The sequence below is a fragment of the Mesorhizobium sp. M1348 genome, assembly GCF_040317925.1.
GTDB lineage: Bacteria > Pseudomonadota > Alphaproteobacteria > Rhizobiales > Rhizobiaceae > Mesorhizobium.
The window spans coordinates 84,555-105,324 of record NZ_JAMYLH010000012.1 but is presented as its reverse complement, the minus strand read 5'-3'; the positions used below and the strand labels follow the sequence as shown (position 1 = coordinate 105,324).

At 58.8% G+C, this 20,770-nt stretch carries 18 protein-coding genes and 2 pseudogenes; 9 read left to right on the top strand and 11 right to left on the bottom strand.

The features are described 5' to 3' along the window. Positions 1 to 197 precede the first annotated feature (197 nt). The 7 genes from NKH13_RS20560 to NKH13_RS20530 all read right to left on the bottom strand — a co-directional run bounded on the left by NKH13_RS20560 (position 198) and on the right by NKH13_RS20530 (position 7,857). On the bottom strand, positions 198 to 2,399 hold the full coding sequence (locus NKH13_RS20560) for a xanthine dehydrogenase family protein molybdopterin-binding subunit (protein WP_352474459.1): 2,202 nt from the start codon (positions 2,397 to 2,399) through the stop codon (positions 198 to 200). Positions 2,400 to 2,402: 3 nt separating this feature from the next. Beyond that, on the bottom strand, positions 2,403 to 2,861 hold the full coding sequence (locus tag NKH13_RS20555) for a (2Fe-2S)-binding protein (protein WP_352467057.1): 459 nt from the start codon (positions 2,859 to 2,861) through the stop codon (positions 2,403 to 2,405). Positions 2,862 to 3,240: 379 nt separating this feature from the next. Further along, positions 3,241 to 3,381, bottom strand: a complete 141-nt coding sequence (locus NKH13_RS20550) for a hypothetical protein (protein ID WP_352914165.1) — start codon at positions 3,379 to 3,381, stop codon at positions 3,241 to 3,243. Positions 3,382 to 4,047: 666 nt separating this feature from the next. Further along, a complete protein-coding gene (locus tag NKH13_RS20545) occupies positions 4,048 to 5,463 on the bottom strand; it encodes a mannose-1-phosphate guanylyltransferase/mannose-6-phosphate isomerase (protein ID WP_031212902.1) in 1,416 nt (471 codons plus the stop codon). Between the two features lie 242 nt (positions 5,464 to 5,705). Then, positions 5,706 to 6,695, bottom strand: a complete 990-nt coding sequence (locus NKH13_RS20540; protein WP_023680057.1) for a nodulation protein NodZ — start codon at positions 6,693 to 6,695, stop codon at positions 5,706 to 5,708. 393 nt (positions 6,696 to 7,088) lie between these two features. Then, positions 7,089 to 7,451 (bottom strand): hypothetical protein, encoded by a 363-nt coding sequence (locus tag NKH13_RS20535; RefSeq protein WP_156937465.1) that lies wholly within the window; start codon positions 7,449 to 7,451, stop codon positions 7,089 to 7,091. 169 nt (positions 7,452 to 7,620) lie between these two features. Continuing rightward, positions 7,621 to 7,857: a hypothetical protein gene (locus NKH13_RS20530; protein WP_352914037.1), complete on the bottom strand. Its 237-nt coding sequence runs from the start codon at positions 7,855 to 7,857 to the stop codon at positions 7,621 to 7,623. Between the two features lie 483 nt (positions 7,858 to 8,340). Between NKH13_RS20530 and NKH13_RS20525 the strand changes: the two are divergent. Next, positions 8,341 to 8,642, top strand: a pseudogene (locus tag NKH13_RS20525) (nodulation factor ABC transporter ATP-binding protein NodI); the annotation flags it as partial. Between the two features lie 141 nt (positions 8,643 to 8,783). After that, positions 8,784 to 9,854 (top strand): GDP-mannose 4,6-dehydratase, encoded by a 1,071-nt coding sequence (gene gmd / locus NKH13_RS20520; protein WP_352864858.1) that lies wholly within the window; start codon positions 8,784 to 8,786, stop codon positions 9,852 to 9,854. Positions 9,855 to 9,977: 123 nt separating this feature from the next. Here gmd and NKH13_RS20515 read toward each other — a convergent pair. Next, positions 9,978 to 10,256 (bottom strand): annotated as a pseudogene (locus NKH13_RS20515) (integrase core domain-containing protein); the annotation flags it as partial. A gap of 921 nt (positions 10,257 to 11,177) precedes the next feature. Here NKH13_RS20515 and NKH13_RS20510 point away from each other — a divergent pair. From NKH13_RS20510 to NKH13_RS20495, 4 genes are all read left to right on the top strand, one after another. Beyond that, positions 11,178 to 11,450: a hypothetical protein gene (locus tag NKH13_RS20510; protein ID WP_352467052.1), complete on the top strand. Its 273-nt coding sequence runs from the start codon at positions 11,178 to 11,180 to the stop codon at positions 11,448 to 11,450. A 123-nt stretch (positions 11,451 to 11,573) separates the two neighbouring features. Next, positions 11,574 to 12,272 carry a thermonuclease family protein gene (locus tag NKH13_RS20505; RefSeq protein WP_352467051.1) on the top strand — a complete coding sequence of 233 codons (699 nt, stop codon included), beginning with the start codon at positions 11,574 to 11,576 and terminating at the stop codon, positions 12,270 to 12,272. A 251-nt stretch (positions 12,273 to 12,523) separates the two neighbouring features. Continuing rightward, positions 12,524 to 14,110 (top strand): hypothetical protein, encoded by a 1,587-nt coding sequence (locus tag NKH13_RS20500; protein WP_352474457.1) that lies wholly within the window; start codon positions 12,524 to 12,526, stop codon positions 14,108 to 14,110. Next, on the top strand, positions 14,094 to 15,296 hold the full coding sequence (locus tag NKH13_RS20495) for a PAN domain-containing protein (protein WP_023680065.1): 1,203 nt from the start codon (positions 14,094 to 14,096) through the stop codon (positions 15,294 to 15,296). The genes NKH13_RS20500 and NKH13_RS20495 overlap by 17 nt, the downstream gene beginning before the upstream one ends. 369 nt (positions 15,297 to 15,665) lie before the next feature. Here NKH13_RS20495 and NKH13_RS20490 read toward each other — a convergent pair whose 3' ends face one another. Together NKH13_RS20490 and NKH13_RS20485 are read right to left on the bottom strand one after the other, a co-directional pair. Next, on the bottom strand, positions 15,666 to 16,526 hold the full coding sequence (locus tag NKH13_RS20490) for an ImmA/IrrE family metallo-endopeptidase (RefSeq protein ID WP_352567558.1): 861 nt from the start codon (positions 16,524 to 16,526) through the stop codon (positions 15,666 to 15,668). Further along, a complete protein-coding gene (locus tag NKH13_RS20485) occupies positions 16,519 to 16,905 on the bottom strand; it encodes a helix-turn-helix domain-containing protein (protein WP_352914036.1) in 387 nt (128 codons plus the stop codon). The genes NKH13_RS20490 and NKH13_RS20485 overlap by 8 nt, the downstream gene beginning before the upstream one ends. A gap of 182 nt (positions 16,906 to 17,087) precedes the next feature. Here NKH13_RS20485 and NKH13_RS20480 point away from each other — a divergent pair, with 182 nt between their 5' ends. The 3 genes from NKH13_RS20480 to NKH13_RS20470 are packed head-to-tail and all read left to right on the top strand — an operon-like array spanning position 17,088 to position 19,110. Next, on the top strand, positions 17,088 to 17,540 hold the full coding sequence (locus NKH13_RS20480; protein ID WP_352467834.1) for a multiubiquitin domain-containing protein: 453 nt from the start codon (positions 17,088 to 17,090) through the stop codon (positions 17,538 to 17,540). Next, complete coding sequence (locus tag NKH13_RS20475) at positions 17,518 to 18,699, top strand: ThiF family adenylyltransferase (RefSeq protein ID WP_352914035.1); 1,182 nt, start codon at positions 17,518 to 17,520, stop codon at positions 18,697 to 18,699. The genes NKH13_RS20480 and NKH13_RS20475 overlap by 23 nt, the downstream gene beginning before the upstream one ends. Further along, on the top strand, positions 18,700 to 19,110 hold the full coding sequence (locus NKH13_RS20470; RefSeq protein WP_352914033.1) for a ubiquitination-like system serine protease family protein: 411 nt from the start codon (positions 18,700 to 18,702) through the stop codon (positions 19,108 to 19,110). A gap of 524 nt (positions 19,111 to 19,634) precedes the next feature. Here the strand turns inward: NKH13_RS20470 and NKH13_RS20465 are convergent. After that, positions 19,635 to 20,672: an IS110 family RNA-guided transposase gene (locus tag NKH13_RS20465; protein WP_352864851.1), complete on the bottom strand. Its 1,038-nt coding sequence runs from the start codon at positions 20,670 to 20,672 to the stop codon at positions 19,635 to 19,637. Between the last annotated feature and the right edge of the window lie 98 nt (positions 20,673 to 20,770).

Genomic DNA, 20,770 nt, shown 5'->3' with positions numbered 1-20,770 from the left:
AAGCGGTTCTTCAGTGCTACCAGCACCAACGACCGTCTGCGGTCGTTCAGAACACGGGTTACCGTCTCTAAACCGGATATTGGACCGGGCAGCCGCCGGAAATTGATCGAATGGAGGTGATCGCCTGTCAGGAGGCGTTCAAAAACGACCTACGACCGCGATCTTCATCGCGGCCGTTTTCATGGTGTCATTCCCGGCTATGCTGACAAGTTCTTTATGATCGGCAGCTTGCGGATCGTCTTGCCCGTCGCCGCCCGTAGCGCGTTGGCGACGGCCGGGCCGATCGGCGGCACACCGGGCTCGCCAACGCCCGTGGGCGGCTCGTCGGACGGCATAATGTGCACCTCGACGCGCGGCATCTGCTCGATCCTGAGCGGCGTATAGGTGTCGTAGTTCTCTTGGTCTATGACACCGCCCGTCAGGGTCAGCTCCTCCTGGAGGATCGCGCCTAGCCCGAAGCCGATACCGCCCTCCATCTGAGCGCGGATCTGGTCAGGATTTATCGCGGTGCCGCAATCTACCGCGCAGACGACGCGGTCGACTTTGAAATCATTTGCATCGTTGAAGGTGATCTCCACCACCTCGGCGACATAGGTCGAGAGGCTTTCATGCAGGGCCACGCCGCGGAAACGGCCTTCCGGCAGAGGCTTGTCCCAGCCTGCCTTCTCAGCAGCCAATTTCAGCACGCCGGCATGCCGTGGATGGTGACCGAGCATCGACAAGCGGAAATCGACCGGATCACGGTTCGCAGCGGCGGCGAGCTCATCAATCAGGGTTTCCATTGCGTAAGCGGTGTGGGTGGAGCCTACCGAACGCCACCACAGCACTGGGATGTTCACGTCCGTCGTGGTCAGCTCGACCTTCAGGTTCGGGATCGCATAGGGCAGGTTGGTGGCGCCCTCCACGGAGGTCGGATCGATGCCGTTCTCGATCATCGCCGCAAAGGGCGAACCGCCCGCGATCGATTGGCCCACGATGTGGTCATGGAGAGCGACGACATTGCCTTCCTTGTCGAGCCCCGCCTTGACTGCGTGCACATAGACCGGCCGGTACCGCCCACCCCGCATGTCGTTCTCGCGGGTCCACTGCACCTTCACTGGCTTGCCGGGTCCCAGTGCACGCGCTGTGGAAACAGCTTCGATAATGAGATCTGCGTCCGAGACCGCTCGGCGGCCGAAGCTGCCGCCGGTCTTCATCACGTGCAGCCTCACCTTGTCCGGCGTGGTGCCGCCTACTTGAGCGGCAGCCGCCTGATAAAGATCGGGCATCTGGTGTCCGCCCCAGACGTCGATGGTGCCGTCTTCGTTGATTCGGGCGGCCGCGTTGAGTGGCTCGATCGAAGCATGGACAAGATAGGGGAATTCGTAGTGCCCTTGGATGACTTTCTCAGCACTGGCCAACGCTGCGGGAGTGTTACCGTCGTCGCGCGCGGTGGCCGCGCCCGGATCGTCTGCTGCCTTAGTGTATTCGGCCATGATCTCGGCCGTGCCGCGCCTTTCGGCCTTCTCTTCGTTCCAGGTCACCTCCACGAGATCGCGGCCCTTGAGCGCCGTCCACATGTCCCTGCCGACCACGGCAATGCCGCGCGGCGTCTGGACGACATCGACAATGCCGTCGAGTGCCTTGGCCTTGGAGGCGTCGAAGCTCTCGATCTCAGCGCCGAACTTCGGCGGATGGATCATAACGGCCGTATTGAGTCCATCTATCTTGAGGTCGATCGTGTAGGTCTGCGCGCCATTGGTCTTGCCGGCGGAATCGTAGCGCTTGAGGCTGTCCGATCCGATCTGGGCCCACTTGTCGCGCGGCTTTAGCGGCACGTCGTCGGGAACCGGCATTCCCGCTGCGGCTTTAGCCAGGTCACCGAAGCGCGCCTGCATCCCTGAGGCGTGCGACACGACCCCGGAAGCGACTGTGATCTCGCCGGCTGGCACGTCCCACCGCTGCGCCGCGGCCGCCACCAGCATGGCCCGTGCGGCAGCACCCGCCTTGCGGTAGCGCTCCCACGACGAGCTCATCGACGTGGAGCCACCGGTTCCCTGCGCGGCCCCGCCCCAGGCGAGATTGCCGTAGAGCGCGGTATTGCCATATCCGCCGACCACGTGGACCTGCGCCCAGGCGCCGTCGAGCTCTTCCATAACCAGGGTGGCGATGCCGAAATAGGAGCCTTGTCCCATCTCGAACTGCGACGAGTGGATGACGATTCGGTTCTCCGGTGTGATCTCGACATAGGTCTGGAAGGGGTTCGCCTGGACCGCTGCAGGCGTCGTTTGTGCGTTGGCGGGCGCGGCCATCATTAGCCGGTAGCCCACGGCGAAGCCCGCGGTGGTGACGGCCGTGCCGAGGAGGAACTGGCGCCGCGTGGGCCCCACGGCATTATGCTTCGGGAGAAACTGCAACATGCCTCAAGTCTCCAGCCGGTTGGCGGTCTCGTGGATGGCCGCGCGGATGCGATGATAGGTGGCGCAGCGGCAGAGATTGCCGCTCATCGCCGAATCAATATCATCGTCCGTCGGCTTCGGCGTCTCTGTCAGGAGGGCCACGGCCGACATGATCTGGCCAGACTGGCAATAGCCGCATTGAGGTACGTCGAACTCGGCCCACACGGCCTGGACCGTTTCGCCGATCTTGCCCGACACGCCCTCAATGGTGGTGATCGAGGCTCCTTCGATGTCGCCGACTGCGGTCTGGCACGAGCGCGTCGGCATGCCGTTAACGTGAACCGTGCAAGCGCCGCACTGGGCAAGGCCGCAACCGAATTTCGTTCCTGTGAGTCCGATGCCGTCACGGATCGCCCAGAGCAGCGGCATCTCTGGATCGACGTCGAGTGTTCGCGCCTCGCCATTGAGGGTAAAAGCGACCATGGTTTGCTCTCCTTGTCCTGAGCTGGCTATCTCGTTGCGCCTCCGCCCGGCTAGGAACCGGATTCTTGTTGCTGAGGCATAGCGACCACAGACTAGGATCGCGCAGCTCGAGCAACAAGCCGCTAGCTGGCAATCGCGAGATCGTGAAGTGGCTCGTGTCGAAAGGCTGGAGGCAACTGAATGTCATTTTTGGGCCGACCGGCCGGTCAGTTTCCGGCTCGATGACCTGGTTGGCAGTCATTCCGCTTCTAAGCCGAAACCCCAGACATGAACTGTAGCAGCATCATAAAAGACGACATCAAGCGGCGATTTTTCGTTGCGCTGCACCGCTAGCTCGTTCGCGTGGTTCATGATCCGCTGGTTATCCGCGGATGCTGGTTCACCATAGGTGCCAGAACTTGCCACGCGCTATGCGGTTAAGGATGTGGTCGTCATTCGTAGCGAGCGAATGGCCGAAAATGAAGAAGCAATGGCTGGCGGTCTTCCCATTCGCGGTGAACTGCTTGAAGCCTTGGTACAGGTAGGCATTGTGACGGATCTTCGCCTTCTTCTGGGCGCTGGTGGGCTGATGAAGGGCGGCTTAGGGTCATGATTCCCGCTGCAATGACCGATGAGTCACAGACGCTGCATTTCGCGCTAGACCGCAACTGCGGTATTCTCGATCATACGCTCAGCCATCCTATTCGCACCTCGTTGCCGCCGTTCGCCGCACCTATCGATCGGAGGCCTTCCAGCCTCGCGATAGCCGCGCTATGTGGCTGCACACAACCTGACGACGAACAGGAGCAAGATTGGACATAGAAGCCAGCACAAGATCGCCCTCCCCCTGTCCTTGCTCGTTTTCATGCGAAAACAATCGAACTGAGTGCTGCGGGGATAGCGAGGTCGATTTGGCCCACTTCAGAGCGAAGTCGGCCATAAGCCATTGATATAATTTTGGTGGGCCCTGAGGGTGCTTGGAAAGTCAGAAATATCAAAGGCTATTCGACAGTGGGACTGTGTTGCGTTACTATGCTCTCCGGTCTTTTCCGGTTGATTTGTCCCACCCCTGATGCCGATTGCGGTCATTCGCCGCTGCCTTGGTCAATTCCCGATTCCACAAGCATCCGGTCCTAAGTGGGCAGACGGGCTTCCTAGTGGTAATTAGTCAGCGACACGTTGACCGTTCTCGTCACGCGGGTGAAATCTACGTTCGACCATATACGTCGTCGAAGCGAACGATATCATCCTCGCCGAGATAATCGCCGCTCTGCACTTCAATGATCACCAGGTCAATTCTGCCTGGGTTCTCCAGCCGATGCTTATGGCCGCAGGGGATGTAGGCTGATTCGTTTGTCGCCAGGAACAACTCCTGCTCGCCATTGACGATTTTCGCGGAGCCGCTGACCACGACCCAGTGCTCCGAACGATGATAGTGCATCTGCAGGCTCAGCCGCCGACCGGGCTTCACCTCGATGCGTTTGATCTTGAAGCGCTCGCCTTCCTCAAGAACCGTGTAGGTACCCCACGGCCGGTGTACCGTGCTATGGACCAGGTGAGCTTCATGTCCTGAAGCCTTGAGGCCCTCGAACAGCTTCTTGACGTCCTGAACGCGGTCGCGGGATGCGACAAGCAAAGCGTCCGGGGAATCGACGATCACCAGATCGCTGACGCCGACCGTGCCGATGACGCGCTTGTCGGAGCTCACATAGCTGCCGGTCGTGTCGACCATATGCACATCGCCGCGTATCCTGTTCCCGCTTTCGTCGGGGGCGATCAAATCGGCCATTGCGTTCCAGGATCCGATGTCGTTCCAATCCATGTCGCAGGCAACCACGGCAAGTTTGTTCGTCTTCTCCATGACAGCGTAGTCGAGCGAGATTCGCGGGGCGGAGCCGAAATGCTCAGGCGCGAGTTCGATCTTGGCAAAGCCTTCGCCTTGACTGAAGCGGCCGTTCTCGTAGCTGTCGGAGACGGCCTGGATCACCGCGGGGCAATGCGATGCCATCTCGTCGAGCATGGTTTGTGCGCTAAAGCAGAAAATGCCGGCGTTCCAAAAGAAGCGCTTGGACGCGACATAGGCTTTGGCTGTGTCCAGATCCGGTTTTTCAACGAAACGGACGACTTTCTCACCATCCGCTTCGATATAGCCGAATGCCGTGTCCGGTCTGGTTGGGGTGATGCCCAATGTGGCGATCCGCCCGAGCTTCGCATGTTCGATGGCCCGGCACATGACGTCTAAAAATGCAGGCAGGTTGCCAACCATGTGATCGGCTGGGAAGACGCATAGAATCGCGTCAGGGCCTTGCGTCGCCTTGGCATGGATGGCGGCTGCCGCAACGGCTGCGGCCGTATCCCGGCCTTCAGGCTCGAGCAGAAAGGTGCGTGGCAGGACCACGGACTCTAGTTCGTCGAAGTCGTCCTTGGTAAGGAAGAGGTGTTCCCCAGATGTCACGGCGACGAGTTCCACTACGCCCTTTATCGAACCGGCGCGCAACACAGTGTGCTGCATCAGTGAATGCCCGTCTGCCACTTTGAGGAAAGGTTTAGGGTGCGATTGCCTTGAGGCGGGCCATAGCCGCGATCCGGCTCCGCCGCTGATGATGACGGGAACCACTTTCATATAACAACCTCGATTTCGTCTCTGGAGTGATTGCCCGCGCCCTTTCGAGCGTTAGCGTCACGATCGCCGTCGCTCTGGCTTGGTCTGCGGCCTCCGAGTAACAGCGAAGTTCTGGCGCGTTGCCGAACGGCCTCAGATGACGACGCTATCGGTATCGTACGACGCTTCCATGGCCTCGATGAGAAATGGACATTCAACTATGTCTGTTGGTTGCATCCGCCGAATTGTGCAGGTGACGGGTCTTAACTGAGACCAGAGATTCTTTGGCTGTCTTCTATCAAAATCAAACGACTTGGCTCCTTCAGATCGAACTCAATTACGCGTGGTACGAAAAGGCGTGCATATCGTGTAAAGGCGCTCGTCGGAGGAAACCGAATTACAGTATCGCAGCGCCCGAGAAGATACATCTCAACGAGGGCGGAAATTGCGCCGTCCATCCCAAGTGCTGCAGTGTGTAAGGGGCCGTCTTGATCGGATCGGAAATGCTTGGGGACGGTGAGAAGATCGGGAAACCTGGCCGACAGGTGATCCAGGATTTGCGCGCTGTCCGTGCACAAGAACAGCCGCACAGGCTTGGGGTGCGGTAACGCTTTAGCCTTATCAACCGCAGTGCACACTTGTCGAACGGCGAACTCCGGATCGGCCCAGTAGGGCGCATGGTCCATGATGTCTTCACCGTTACCATGTCGAACATGAACCCCGATGATGCTGTGCCCCTCAAAACATTCTTGGTAAATGGCATTTATGCGTGTTTGAATTTCAGACCGAGGCTTGACACTCTGGAAGACCTGCCGCTCGGCATCCTCATCGCAGCGCCACATCAAGCAAGCGTCACACACTACTGTGTTCGCTTCGACATCGTGTTCGGCCTGAAAGAGCTCGCCCAACTCGTCGCGCTCTTGGAAAATCTGCTCATCTGGGCGGTAAAGGCAGTCGATCGCTGGCCTATTCCACCACTCCGGGAAGAATGGACCCGGGAAGGAAAAGTCGTTGATCCGGTCGTCGCAAATAGCCGGTACGCCAGCGATGTCATTGATCGGTTCGAAGAACACCGGAAAGGCATTTGTGAAGGGTTGGTCGAGATAGCAGGACCCGCGCCAGTCGACGGCTAGCGTTCGTCCCGACCGCTGAGCGTAGCGCCAAGCGGCCGCCAGCGACCATAGACAATCACCGAACCCCGTACGCCTCTGAGAGACGACGAACCTGCGCTTTACCAATCCACTGACCTGCATTTTCGGAAATTTCGTTTCAGAGACGAGGTTGCATCTGGCTTGGGATCTCTTAATCGATACTAGTCGACCGTTACGCCGGGCGATTTGGTAGAGGCTGCGCGTGGGGCAGAAGAGCTCCCTCTGCACTGCCTATCCTTATCTCTGTGACGCTCGCAAATCTTGACGCCGGGTACTCCCGCTTCCGGTTAAATTCAGCGTTCTCTAATGCGCCGGGCGACATCTGTAAAATTGATTGCGTGGATGTGGCCCATCCATGTGTTGGATACTAAGGCATTCCTTGACGATGGGCCTCTGCTGACGCGAGGCCGCGCTTTGCTAAGCGAAACAGCCGTTCGAGGCAGTCCACAAAGTCCCTTTTTCAAGTCCAATTCTTAACTGCCTCAACGTAACATGTCATTTGCGGGCGTTTCCTGAAGGACGGATGTGCAGGACCCGCCAGCCGTCGAATGTCAGGCGCAGGCCATCCACGTCATTTATGGCCATCATGGCGTCCGGTCCCATCGAAAGATGCGACACAGCGCCCTCTGACGCTTTCAAGTGCGCCAACATGGCGCAACTCGTGTCGACCGGATAGCTTTCGATCCGGCCGGACTGAGCGACTGGCACGCGATGCTGTGCGACGACGGCCGAGAGAGGAATTTTGGCGTCTGCAGCCATGTGGAGGATCGTTCCGACGGTTCTGCGGGTTCTCGGTGTCGGAGCCGACACCTGTGCGAACCCGCTCTCGTCCGTTTTCGACAGGCCCTTGAGGTTCATGACCCTGTTGTTCGCCGAGATCACCCGCCAGTTCAGCGATCCAGGTGAAGATCGGCACGCCTGTCGATGCGGCGATCATCGCCTCGGCCAGCGAAGATGATGAAGAGGGCCATTGGGTCAAGTACAAGCGCCGACCAGCGTTTCATTGCTTCAAAGCCCATTTCGGTGCCTACGCCGATACGGCCCTTGTCGAGGAGATCGCCGTCACGGCGCCCACACCGAGGACGGCAACGCCGTTCCTGATGTTCTGCCCGACAATCCCGGCGAAGTGTTTGCCGACAGCGCCTACCGAGGCAATCATCTCGGCGACGCGGTGCGCGCCAAGGGTGGAAGGCCGCGCATCGTCGCAACCGCTGTGGGGGCGCGACGAGGCCGAAAGCTCGACGCCTGGAACCAACCGATCCACAGAATTTGTACTCGGATCGAGAAGATCTTCGGCACCTGTAGCCGGATGCGATGGCGAGGGCTGGCAAAGGCGGCCGTTCAAATTCGCCGCACTGCGATCGCCTACAGTATGAAACACAGTTTGATGGTCGCCTCGTCCCCCCCATCGTTGAAGCCCAGCTACCGTTTTCGGGCTAGCGCGCCCGAAATTCCTTGGAGGTCAATACGTAATGCCCTACCCGGCTTTTCGCCGCCGTCTCAAATGTGCGGTTCGCCCAAAGCCCCCGACTGCCACGAACTTTGTCTTCGCGCGGAGCGAAACCTCGCGCCCACGACTTTGTGCCGCCGATGTGCCGCGCTGCCCTGTCAAACAATCCATTTTATGGATGCACCTCATCCAAACAATCGATTTCACTGATCAAAACAATTTCCATTAGAAGACGCTGAAGCAGGCAATGATTAAGATTACTTGGTTAGCGCAAGAGAGCGGTAAGGTGGAGTTGTCGGCTTGGACCCACATGCCCGCCATTTTATCTGGGAATGGCTACGTGCCCTGTTGGCGCAGGGCAAGACGATTCTACTGGCCACCCACTTCGTGGAAGAAGCGGAGCGGCTATGCAACCGACCTGCGTGCTTGAGAACGGACGTGCGTCCTCACTCGCTGATTGATGAGCAAATCGGGTGCGACGTGATTGAAATCTATGTCGCTCACCCCGTGAGCTGAGTTCGGCACTCAGGCCGCATGTGCGACTTAGGCAGGTTAGCGGCGAGACTCTGTTTTGCTATGCCTCCAAGCAGGAGCAGGTGTGCTCGCTGGCTGACACTGTCAATGACGAGCTCCGCGCCGCATCTGTCGAAATCCTACCATAGGGTATGGGGCGGGCCGCAGTTTGCTGGCGGTGTGGCGAGCCGGAGTCGAAACTTCAACTATAATAGAGCAGGAAGAAAATGGGCGAGAACAGGAAAGTTGCTCTGGTTACGGGCATAACGGGACAGGATGGTGCCTATCTTACCCGTCTTCTGCTGGAAAAAGGCTACGTCGTTCATGGGATTAAGCGACGTTCCTCTTCCTTCAACACGGGTCGCATCGAAGACATCTACCAAGACCCGCACGATCCCGATCCGCGCCTAATTTTGCATTACGGTGACCTCACTGATGCGACTAATCTCATCCGAGTAGTTCAGGAATCCCAGCCAGACGAGATTTACAACTTGGCCGCTCAGAGCCATGTCCAGGTGTCGTTCGAAACGCCGGAATACACAGCAAACGCCGACGGTATCGGAACATTGCGACTTCTTGAGGCGATCCGCCTCCTCGGTCTGAAGGACAAGACCCGCTTCTATCAGGCCTCGACTTCAGAGCTCTACGGCCTCGTGCAATCCGTACCGCAGAACGAAACAACGCCCTTTTATCCGCGCAGCCCTTACGCCGCCGCCAAGCTCTACGCCTACTGGATCGTGGTCAACTATCGCGAGGCCTATGGTATCCATGCTTCCAACGGCATTCTCTTCAATCATGAAAGCCCACTGCGCGGCGAAACTTTTGTGACGCGCAAGATCACCCGCGCCGCCGCTGCTATCTGCCTCGGCAAGCAGGACAAGCTTTATCTCGGCAATCTGGATGCTCAACGCGATTGGGGCCATGCGCGTGAGTACGTGCGTGGTATGTGGATGATGATGCAGCAGGATCAACCGGATGATTACGTGCTGGCGACGGGCAAGACGACCCCTGTCCGCCAATTCGTCGAATGGGTTTTCGAAGATGTCGGCGTCGCGCTCGAATGGCGTGGTGAGGGAGTCGACGAAAAGGGCTATGATGTCGAGACCGGCAGATGCCTAGTCCAGGTAGACCCACGCTACTTCCGCCCCACGGAAGTCGATCTTCTCCTGGGCGATGCCACCAAGGCGAAGGAGAAGCTCGGCTGGGTGCATGAGACATCCGTGCGCGAGCTCGCCGCGGAAATGGTGCGGGAAGACCTCAAGGTCATGCAGACATCGGTAATCATGAAGGAAGCATAATGTACGATCTGAAGGGAAAAGCCGTGTGGGTCGCGGGCCACAAGCATGGTGGGCAGCGCTGTTGTAGGCCGCCTCGCGTCTGAAGACTGCAAAGTTATGGCCGCCCTGACGTTTCCCCCAATTCTATCCAGTCGTGAGTTCGTTTCCGGGGGTGGATTTGCCCTGATGGCCGGTGGACGCGACGGGTGCTGGCGCGGAGCGTTTCACGTTGCGCAGCGCGAGCGACCGTCGCGGGTTGAAGGTCGATGCACATTCGTTGGGTGTCTGCCATCCGATGTGCGAGTGCGGACGCGCGCCGTTGTAATCGGCGCGCCATACATTGAGCCTCGCGCGGGCCTGGGCCAGGGACGTGAACCGCGTCTCGTTGAGGAGTTCATCGCGAAGGGGGCCGTTGAAGCTCTCGCGTTAGGGTCCTAGCCAACCTCCGACTGTGAACTCGCGGAAGCGATTTACGGCAAGCGCACACAGCAGCTCGTCCACGGCGTTCGTACATGAAGTTTGGAAACTTATAATACTGGTACACACCTCCATGGGGGAACATTATCTCCAATATCTCAGCGATTACCGGATAGCTATCTGCCTTCACCTACCTCGGCCTAGTGCAGAATCTTGGCCGAATGAACTCGGCGCTCTTGCTGCACACCAATGGTCCGTCCCGCGCGAAGTGCGATCATACCGCCGCAGCTTACCTTCAATCCGGCACTGGCGAGGATCTAGATCCAAGCCGACGGCGCCGGGCATCAAATAAAAAGCCGCCGACCGAAGCCAGCGGGCTTGATTGGGATGGCCCGCGCGGACGGTCAAGGCTGCGCCGGCCGACCATGGCGGAGGGACCACCTCGGTCAACGGCACGGCCCGATGACGGCGTGCCGATGTACCACAACATACGGCGAGATAGAGCCTTCCGGCGTCGCGGAAAAAAAGCCCGCCGGTTTTGAGCCAGCGGGCAAGTTCTGGAGTGGCTGAGATCAACCCAGCATCAGTCAACGACCGGCGGAAGGGTTGGTTGCAGTGGATGCCAGCTAGCCGCAGCATGCTGTGAATCGTAGCAAAGTGAAAAACAAAACTCTGGACTTCTAGGTCGGACTCGCCCCAATATTTGTTTGGGGGATTCACATGAAAATTGGAGCACTCATCGCAAGTGCAGCCCTGTGCGTCAGCGGCTGCTCTACGACCGCTGTCGTGTCGGACAGCGATCTCACGGCAATGAATACCGTTGCGCTATGTCACGTTCTCGCCAGCAGCACGGACGAACAGTATCGTAGCAGGGTAGCGGCCCTTCTAGTGCGCAGGGGCGCAACAGCAGAGAGGTGCACCAGGCTTGTGCAAACCGACAATGCTGTCGCGACAGGCATAGCGATCGCGGCTGTCGGCGGCGCAGCTGTGGGTGTCGCTGCCAACAACGGCTATGGAGGCGGAACATATTACCGGCCACCGCCACCACAAACCTATGGCGTCGCGTGGGACCAATTCTATGGCCAGAACTACAGCGTTATCTGGCGCTGCCGCGACCGGTCCACCGGGCGGTTCGTTGACGATTACTATTGCGCCGGCCTGCCCATGGTCGACAGCGCATGGCCGGGCTGGTCGGCGTAGCGGATGAGCAGGCCATACCGCAAATATCGATCCAATCGGTGGCAGAGACCCACCGGTGCCAAGCTGTGGCGGCGCCAACTTGCGAGCGTGCCGGCAATGCTCGGTCTTACGGCAGCGGCGGCGGTGGCCGCCTTCCTGGCGCCGTCGGGCGCGCAACGTAGCGACGATGCATCAAAGGCCAGCCCACAAAGGGCGGCGCCCGCCTCGCTTACCGGTGTCGCTTCCGTCATTGACGGCGATACGATCGAAATCCACGGCCAGCGCGTCCGCTTCAACGGCATCGACGCGCCAGAGGGCCGGCAGCTGTGCCGCGATGCGAATGGCGCCGAGTATCCTTGCGGCCGGCGATCGGCCGAAGCGCTGGACACTTTCCTGGCCGCGTCGAGGCCGCTCGAATGCACATTCGTGACGTGGGACCGCTACCACCGCTTTGTCGGCGATTGTCGGCGCGCCGACGGCGCGGGCGTGGCCGCCTGGATGGTCAAGCACGGCCAGGCGCTGGATTGGCCTCACTACAGCCAGGGCGCCTATGGGGGGCAGCAGGCGCAAGCCCAAGCCTCAAAGATCGGCCTGTGGGCCGGGACGTTTCAGGCACCCTGGGAATGGCGCGCTGCGCACGCCGACGGCGCGGCGCCGTCGAGTCGCCCGCTGGGCATCATCAGCCGTAAGCTGGTCGCGCAGAGCGGCTATTCTTGCGAGCCGCGGAGAACGTGCAAGCAGATCGGTTCCTGCGACGAAGCCAACTGGTACCTGCAAAACTGCTCATGGGGCGGAAAACTCGATCGCGACAAGGATGGGATCGCATGCGAAACACTCTGCTAGCTGAAATGTAACGGAGTAAGCGCGCTACGGCCTGTTCGGCTTTCCGCTTACACCGATCCAACGAAAACCATGCATGGGCGACGCGGTCTGCTAACCCCATTTTTTTGACGAGGTATTCTATATCTGAAGGGCAGAAAAAGTTATTGCGACAATAGAGAGAAGAGACGCCTTAACTAAGACTTTCAAAACCGTTAAATGTATGCTGGCAGGCGATCAAGGCGTGATGTTGCCCTGTCGGGGGGGCGAGTAAAATGCAGACTGTGATGAGTCAAAAGCTGGCAAGCTATGGCCAGTGGACCTACCGTGGTGCCTGGGCCCTAGAGATTGCGGCCGCAGCGATTGGTCTTACGACAGGTGTAGCATTAGGCGTACAAGCGTTTTCTGCAAGCGAGTCTGTCACTGCAATGGATTTGACGCTCGCCAGTGCACCCTTTCTCATGGTGGCAATCGCGGAGCTCACCAAGATACCGATAGCTACACTGCTTTTCAGCGCGTCTTGGCTCTGGAAGCCCATAATCTTGGTCTTCCTCCTGGTTCTTGCAGGCATCACTTTCGAAACTGTCTTTATGGGGATGGAGAGGGCAGGCGCATTGCGTCAGCTGCGTTATGAGGAGCTCGTAAACAAGATTGATGCCCTTGAGCAGGAAGCGACAAAGCTCGCCTCTGCTGACGAACTTGGTCGAAGAGCCGATCAGGTCGATCAAGCCCGTTCCGAAATTGAGCAGCTGACCTCTCTTGCAGAAAAATCGCGTGCGACCTCTCAGTCGCAAATTGCCGAGGCCAATGCGGAATTGGAGGGAACGACAGCCCTTACTCCAGAGGCCTCGCGTGTTCGCGATCAAGTGGATGAGAAAAATGCTGTTCGATCGGCGCTGATTCAACAGCGTGATCGCGAAGTTAAAGACGCTGTCGATCAGTTTGAGCGCCAACGCGACAGCTTTGTTGAACGTATCAAGATGGCGCGCGATTCAGGCGACAGCGACTCGGCACGCAGGCTAGAATCGGAAGTGGCTAAACTTGCCAACCCCCGCACGAAAATTATCACCAAGTTCGACACTCGGATTGAGCCGCTCGATCAAGAGATTGCTGCGCTGCGCGAAAATTTCGATCGTTTGCGGGCAAATAGCCCTCCTATGACTACTGACCAGAGGCAGAAGCTTGTCGATAGGCGTTCGTCTCTGGAGCAAACGCGCGATAGTGATGCCGCGGCTTGGCAGCGTCGATTGGATGAAGCGGGCAAACGGCTCGCAGATGCCCAGGCGGCAGAAGCCAACAAGGCAAACACCTCGGCGCAAAACCAGGTCAGACAGGACCAGATTGCCAAAGCCCTCAGCGCCTTGGCCAAGGAGCGGATCCCAATGGCGCGGACAGATCAGGTCCGCCGTATTGCCTCACGGTGGTACGGCAGCAAACCTGAACTGGTGACTGAGGCACAGGCCGGAATAATCTCTGTGATTTGGTTCGGCTCGCTCGCGCTCATCGCCGCGCTCGCGGGACCAATTACGGCAATGGTCGCTCTAGCGCTCCAGCGCATTGCCGCCCGAGAAGAGGACAATTCAGACAGCAAGACTTCCAGGCTGCTCCGCAGAATGCTTCTGAGTTGGCGGTGGCGCCGAATTCGAACGATTAAGGTACCAGTCGAAGTTATGGTCGAGAAAGAGGTTGAGAAGCGGGTTGAGGTGCCTGTGGAAAAGGTGGTCAAAGAGATCCTCTATGTTCCGCTCTTCACCGATGATCCCGAAGTCCTTCGCAAGGCCCTCGACCAGGATTTGCCGCCTGAGGTCTCAGACCTCGTGACGGTATCAATGAAGGGTCGCAAAAGTGCTCGTCCGGCATAATACCACCCTGCTTGAGCAAGCCGTCGATCTCGCCGTCAAAAGGTCGGCGATTCCAACCTTGCAGGCTCAAGCCGCGGCCCAAGAGAAGACAGCCCGAGCGACCGCCTTTCGCCGAATGGCGACTGGCGGAGCCATTGCAGTGGCGGCGGTCGGGATTGGGCTGGGCATCAATCTTGGTCTATGGGACAAAACCTTGCCGGAGCCGGCGGCTTTGCCGACCATAGAGCAGCCAAGCGATCTCACCTCCCCAAAAGATGAGCCGCCTATTCCTGTTCCAACTCCAAAGCCAACTCAGGAGCAGGCGCCCCAGGCTGACGTCCCTACCAAGCCTGACGTGGTGACCGTCGACTTCAACAAGTTCGCCACCAAGAACGTCGAGTTCCAAGGCACCACTTGGGAGTTAATCACAGGTCACCACTTCAAGGATGAGAACGACCAAACCTGGGACCGAGCGTGGTGTTACTCTCGGCGGAGTGTGAACGGCGTAGACGTAAATGTATCATTGGCAGCTCGTTCTGCACCGACAGCGCCACCAGCCGGGCCTGGCGCTGCTGCTCAGACGCTTCAGTTGGTCGGCCTTAATGATTCATCCGCCGTCGATCTTGCAACAAGATGCGCGTGGCTGGATGGTCGCACATTTGCGTCTTCAGACATCATTCCTGACTCGTCACGAGAGCAGGCCGCAACTGTCCCCGCAGAAACTCCTGCGACAGAGGTCGATCCAGATAGTGGATTTGTTGTCGTGTCCGGGTGGGACGCGATCGGAAACGACCTGCCGGATATGCCAATTAGGAACGTGAGTTCTGAGCAGTGTCAAACCGCCTGCGACACCGACTTCAGGTGTCTAGCGGTTACTTATAACACAAAATTTCGAGCTTGTTTCATGAAAGGGGACGCATCGCTACTGGTCAAAAGCGAAGAGTCGATCATGGCCGCAAAAAAAGTGGTCGAGAGCAATTTGCGCTACTCGAATTTGGTGTTCGCCACAAAAACGGAAATTTCTGGCAACGCCTATTGGACCTCTCCGCTCCGATATCCAGACTGCATACTGCAATGTGCAAACGACAAATCCTGCTTAGGGTTCAATTTCCGCAAAAAAGAAAGTGCGTGTGTCCTTTTCAACAGCATAACCCAATCCGCTGATAACGCAGCGGTCGCATCTGGCATCAAGAGCGTCGCCAACTAAAGTTGAAGCGAAGAACCTATCCTCAAGGAGCGATTGAAACCAAGCCGCTTGTCAAAGAAAGTGGCTAGCAAAATTCCACGATAACCTTTGGGTTAGCGGCAGGAATGTTCTTCGACGAAGCTCCAGCAGAATGCAAAGTGGAGCCAACTGAGGCATCTCAGAGAAAGAATTGTCGTCGGCGCATTGCGGGACCGTCTGACTGAATGTCAAAATGGGGCCGTGACCCGACGGACCGCTTTTTCTCTCGAAAGAAAGATATCGGCCGCTCGATTGGGAGCGCAAAAAGTCTGGGAATGATCCTGCCCGGACGCTGAAAAGGTCTGCATATTGGGCGATCGATCCGCTGGCCTAGCAAACTCAGGTCTCCACCTATCGCCGCTTCCTGCCGCCCGGCCAGGGCAGATTGCCGTCAAGCTCACGCAGGCCGTAGGTCTGTTCCTCCCATTGCTTGCGCTCGAGACGCGCGGGCGGGGCGTCGTCCTCTTCGTACCACAGCAGCGTCATGGTCTGATCCCATTGACCAACATGCAAGACGTCTTCGAATAGGCCGCCATCGCGGTCCCAGTCTTCGAACCACTCATCGGCCTCCGCTTCTTCAGGCCCTGATGGCTTCTCGCCCGCTCGTGCTCGTGCGCTGTAGGAACCCTCGGGCAGGAGCGCCCCGGGCCTGACCCAGCCCTTTGCCTGACGTAGACTTGCCGAGCGGGCGCTGTAGCGAACCTTGCCGCCTTCGGAGACGACGAACGCGCAGAGATTTTTCGAGAAGGTTGCGAAACGCGAGCCGGCGGCAAGAAGCGAGGCATCGAAATCATCGGCCAGCGTGCCGACGGCCGCCATGCCCATTTCCGACATGTCAACCTGCGGCTTGAAGAGCTTGTATGGTAGGAGTAGCTCGGCGGCGAAAATGTCGCAGAAAATCTCGCCTTGGGGCCGCTTGCTGAGACTCCAGCTTGGCTGGCTATGATCGGGGGCGATGTCTAAAACCGCGTGGGCAACCTCGTGGCAGACGGTAAACCTCTGACGCCTGTTGTTCTGATTGCAGTTCACGCAGATCTTGTATTTGCCCTTGGGCGTCTTGAACGACCAGCCATCTTCGCCGTCGTTCAAGGCTTCCTTTTTGATCGTGCCGTCGATTGCTGCCGCATAGATATCGACTGAGACCGGCTGCGCAAGCGGCCCGCATTTGCTGATAAACGCCCGTGCAGATGAAACGACTGACAACTCATCCATCATCGTCTTCCATCATCATGCGCCTGATGCGCGCGAGCGAGGTCGCGTAATCCGCGCGCGTGCCGCGATTCACAACGGTGGAAAGCATCTGCAGCTCCTCGGCGCTGATACTCTGATCCTGACGGACAAATTCCAAGATATTCGGATTAACGTTCTCCTGGCGCGCGAGGTGGCGCAGAACTTCGCGATCGCGCTTTGAGGCTGACAGCGCAGTCGCTAGCTTGTCCAAAACGTCTTCGGATGGGGCTTCCTTTACGCCCGTTTCAAGCCGGTGAATGTAGGCGTGATCGACCCCGCTGCGCTGGCCGAGATCCCTTAGGCTCAGCTTTCTTTCTTCCCTTAGGCCTTTCAACCACACACCCAGTGCTGTTTCCGGCATTCGCCCTCCTTGACAAATTTTTTTCAATCGCTATTTGTTGTCTGTGTGGACAACAGGCTCTGATCTGATGTGAATTAGACCAGGGCTTTTTTCGAACCCCTTCTGTTGTCTGGCCGGACACCAAAATGCCACCGGTCGGGGCGAAACGCAAGCGCCGCCAGAGGCGGGAAAGGATATAAGTCATGCTGGACATTGCTGCGTCGCACATCGTGCGCATCCACATCAATCGAGTGGCGATCAATTCGCCCAACCCAACGACCGGTGAAGCGCTCTATGCGCTGGCCGACATTAAGCAGCACGAGAGGCTCTACCGCGAGGTCGCGGGCGACGAGGAAGATGAGCGCATTCCGCGCGATGACACGCCGATCCATCTGACGCAGGATCAGCATTTCTACAGCCAGAAGGTCTTCGACATTCTGGTTAATGGCGATGACCACGAGATCGACACCAAACAGATCACTTACGCCCGCGTGGTCGATCTCTATCTCGGGCAGGGCGGAAAGCCCTCGAACGAATATCTCGTCAAATACTCCCACGGTCCGGTCGAGAACCCGAGCGGCACGCTCGCACCGGGTCAGAAGGTGAAGGTGAAGGATGGAATGCGCTTTCGAGTTGCCGGAACTGGTGAATCATAACCCCTTCCTTCGTGATCTGGACGAGACGGGATACCTGATCGACTTCGTGGGCGGTTATTTCGTTATATACGGTCTGCCCTACCTCGACAGCGAGGCCGGCTTGCAGCACGGCGATTGGGCCTGCCCACTTGGTCTGACCGGCCCGGTCATCGGCCCCCCCGCCGATCACCAAGCCTGGTGGCGCGGCAGCCGACCCCACGACCAGCAGGGACGCGAGCTCAGGCTTGGCGGCGGTCCCAATCCCGTTGAGGTGACGCCTGATCTCGTCATGAGCTGCTCCTTCTCTTACAAGTTGATGGATGAGCAGGGCGCGCTGCGCGCGTACCAGTCGTTCGAGGAAAAGGTACAGACATACATCGATACGATCACGACGCCGGCGGTCAATGCTTATCCTCAGGCTACACCCCTAGGTGGGATCGCCGTCAAGGCGGCCGCGCAGGGTTCGCCGCTGCGCTTTCCCGACACCATGTCCGCGCGCTATCACCTCAATGATCTCTCAGCGCTCATGCGCGGCAAGAAGGTCGCCATCGTCGGCCTTGGCGGAACTGGCTCCTTCATTCTCGATTCGGTGGCTCGTACGCATCTTGAGCAGATTGCGCTGTTCGATGATGACAAGGTCCATCTCCACACGATCTTCAGATGGCCGGGCTTTATCCCCGGCGCCATCGGCAAGCTGAAAGTCGAGGCGCTTGCCATGCACTATGATCAATGGCATGCGGGCATTGTGCCGGTCGCCGAACGCATCACGGCCGACAATGTTATTCGCCTCCGCGAGTTCGATTTCGTCTTCGTCTCGGTTGATGAGGGGCCGGCGCGCCTGTTGATCGTGGACTGGCTGAGTGCGAACAACATTCCCTTTGTCGATTGCGGCATGGGCCTGAACCGCTCGGCCGTCGGGCTCAGCGGCTTCGTGCGCATTACGGGCACCGACCGTGCCGCCTTCGACAACAATCGGGGTACGGTGCGTCTGCCGGTCGAAAACGCGAAGGCTGACGAATATCGCAAGCAGGCGCAGATTCCCGAGCTCAATGCGCTGAATGCCAACATGGCCGTGATCCGGTTCAAGCAGCATTTCGGGTTGCTGGACCGGGAGAGTGATGCGACCTCGATAATCTTCGATACCGTAACCTTCGAAATGGACCGGGCGGGGGGAGTCTAGATGAGATTTCGCTATGAAGCGGTCGAGCGCATGCCCAAGCCTTTGGTGCCGGGCGTCGTCTATCACAGCGAGGAGTTCGAGATCGGGGCCCTGCTGTGCGCTTGCGGCTGTGGTCATCGTGTTTCGTTGCTGGTGCCCGACAGCCACCAGGTCACTGAACAAGGCGGTATGGCGACGGTGCGCCCTTCGATTGCCGTCTGCGATGCACCCTGCAATTCGCATTACTTCATTACGGTCGGCGAGGTTGAGTGGCTGCGCACCTTCGATCCAGCCACGTCGCAAGCGGTGATGCGCAAGCAGATCGAACGCCACGCGCACGGCGACCCCGCGCGTCTGTCCTTCCTGAAGCGTGTGCTGTCTGCGCTGGGCCGTGTCTGGACCCGGTTCACTTCCTTTGGGCCGCCGCAGTAGCCCTCGTAACAGGCAGGCTGATCCCGGCCTGCCTGTTTTGTTGGTGTCAGTAGGCGACAGACAAAGCGAGCACGCCATGAGGCGCAAATGCCTCGATCTGTGGTTGATGAAGGCAAGCGCGACGGGCCGCAAGCGGCAGTTCTGGCCCTGCCAACCAATGCCCGCTTCCAACAAGAAGCCAACGTCCGGAAGTGGGCATGGTCGACTTCGAGGGCATCGCCAGCGATGTCTTCTGTGGATGGCTCCCGTATTGCAAGAGGTAATTCGTCGTTCTGGCGCATTGGTCGGGTGCAGTCTTCTGTCCGGCCTGTTCATGCAGCCGTTTGAAGCTGCTGGCCCTGATGGGGTCGGCGAACAAGGTCCCAATCTGCTTTGCAGGCTATGATGCCTCCGACATCGCATGGGTTATCCCTGTTCCCGGCCTGACCGGTCTCGCCATCACATCGCGTCGCTCTTACAACCTCATGGAGCCGATTGATCGGCTCGATCTGATTTCTGCTTCAATGTCTCGTCTTCTGCGCAACTTACGCTGCAAGGTTCGGAGCATGACGCGCTTGATAGGTTTCGCCGCGCGCCATGATAGCCCACACCACGCGGGCCATCTTGTTTGCCATCGCTACGCTCGCCACGCGCGCTGGCTTCCTGGCGAGCAACGCGAGGAGGCGCGGATCCGCAGCCTCGGGCTTATGCCTCGCCCGTCGGATCAGAGAGGTCGCGCCGATCACAAGGAGCTTTCTCAGGTACCGGTCGCCCATCTTGGTGATGTGCCCGAGACGGTCCTTTCCGCCGCTCGAGTTTTGCGAAGGTGTCAGCCCGAGCCAGGCGGCAAACTCTCGACCCGAGCGGAACTGACCCGGATCGGCAACCGAGGCCGCCAAGGCTGTGGCACCGATCGGGCCAATGCCAGGTATGGTCGATAGACGCCGTGCCACTTCATTCGTTCTTTGTTGGGCAAGGATCGACCGGTCGATGGTCTGGAGCCGGGCATGGGTGTCGAGCACCTGGTCGCACAGGAGATCGAGAACCTGCGTTGCCATTGCCGGCACTTCCGGCTCCACTTCCTTCGCGGCGATCTGGCGCGCCAGCCTGAGCGCCCGCTCCAAACCTTGGGGAATGTCGATGCCGAACTCGGCCAACAGGCCGCGGATCATGTTCACCAGTTGCGTGCGCTGCTTGACCAGAAGATTGCGTGTGCGGTGAAGCGAAAGGGCCGCCTGTTGCTCGGCCGACTTCATCGCCACGAAGCGCATGGTCGGGCGTGTCACCGCTTCGCAGATCGCTTCCGCGTCCACCGCGTCATTCTTGCCGCGCTTCACATAAGGCTTCACGTAGCTCGGCGGCATCAAGCGGACCTCATGGCCGAGCTCCGTCAGTTCTCGAGCCCAGTGATGTGACGTCCCGCAGGCCTCGATTCCGATCAGGCAGCGCGGCAGCTTGGCGAAGAACGGCAGGACTTGCGACCGCCGCAGGGCCTTGCCCACGACAACGCCCCCAGACGCGTCGACGGCATGAACCTGAAAAATGCGCTTGGCCAGATCAAGGCCCACGGTAGTAATCTGCATGGCGGATGGCTCCTTTGCTCGGGTTGCCTGACAGCAAACCCACTGTGGCACTCAGATGCCTAGAGCGGGAGCCATCCACCTCATCTGGTTTTAAGAAG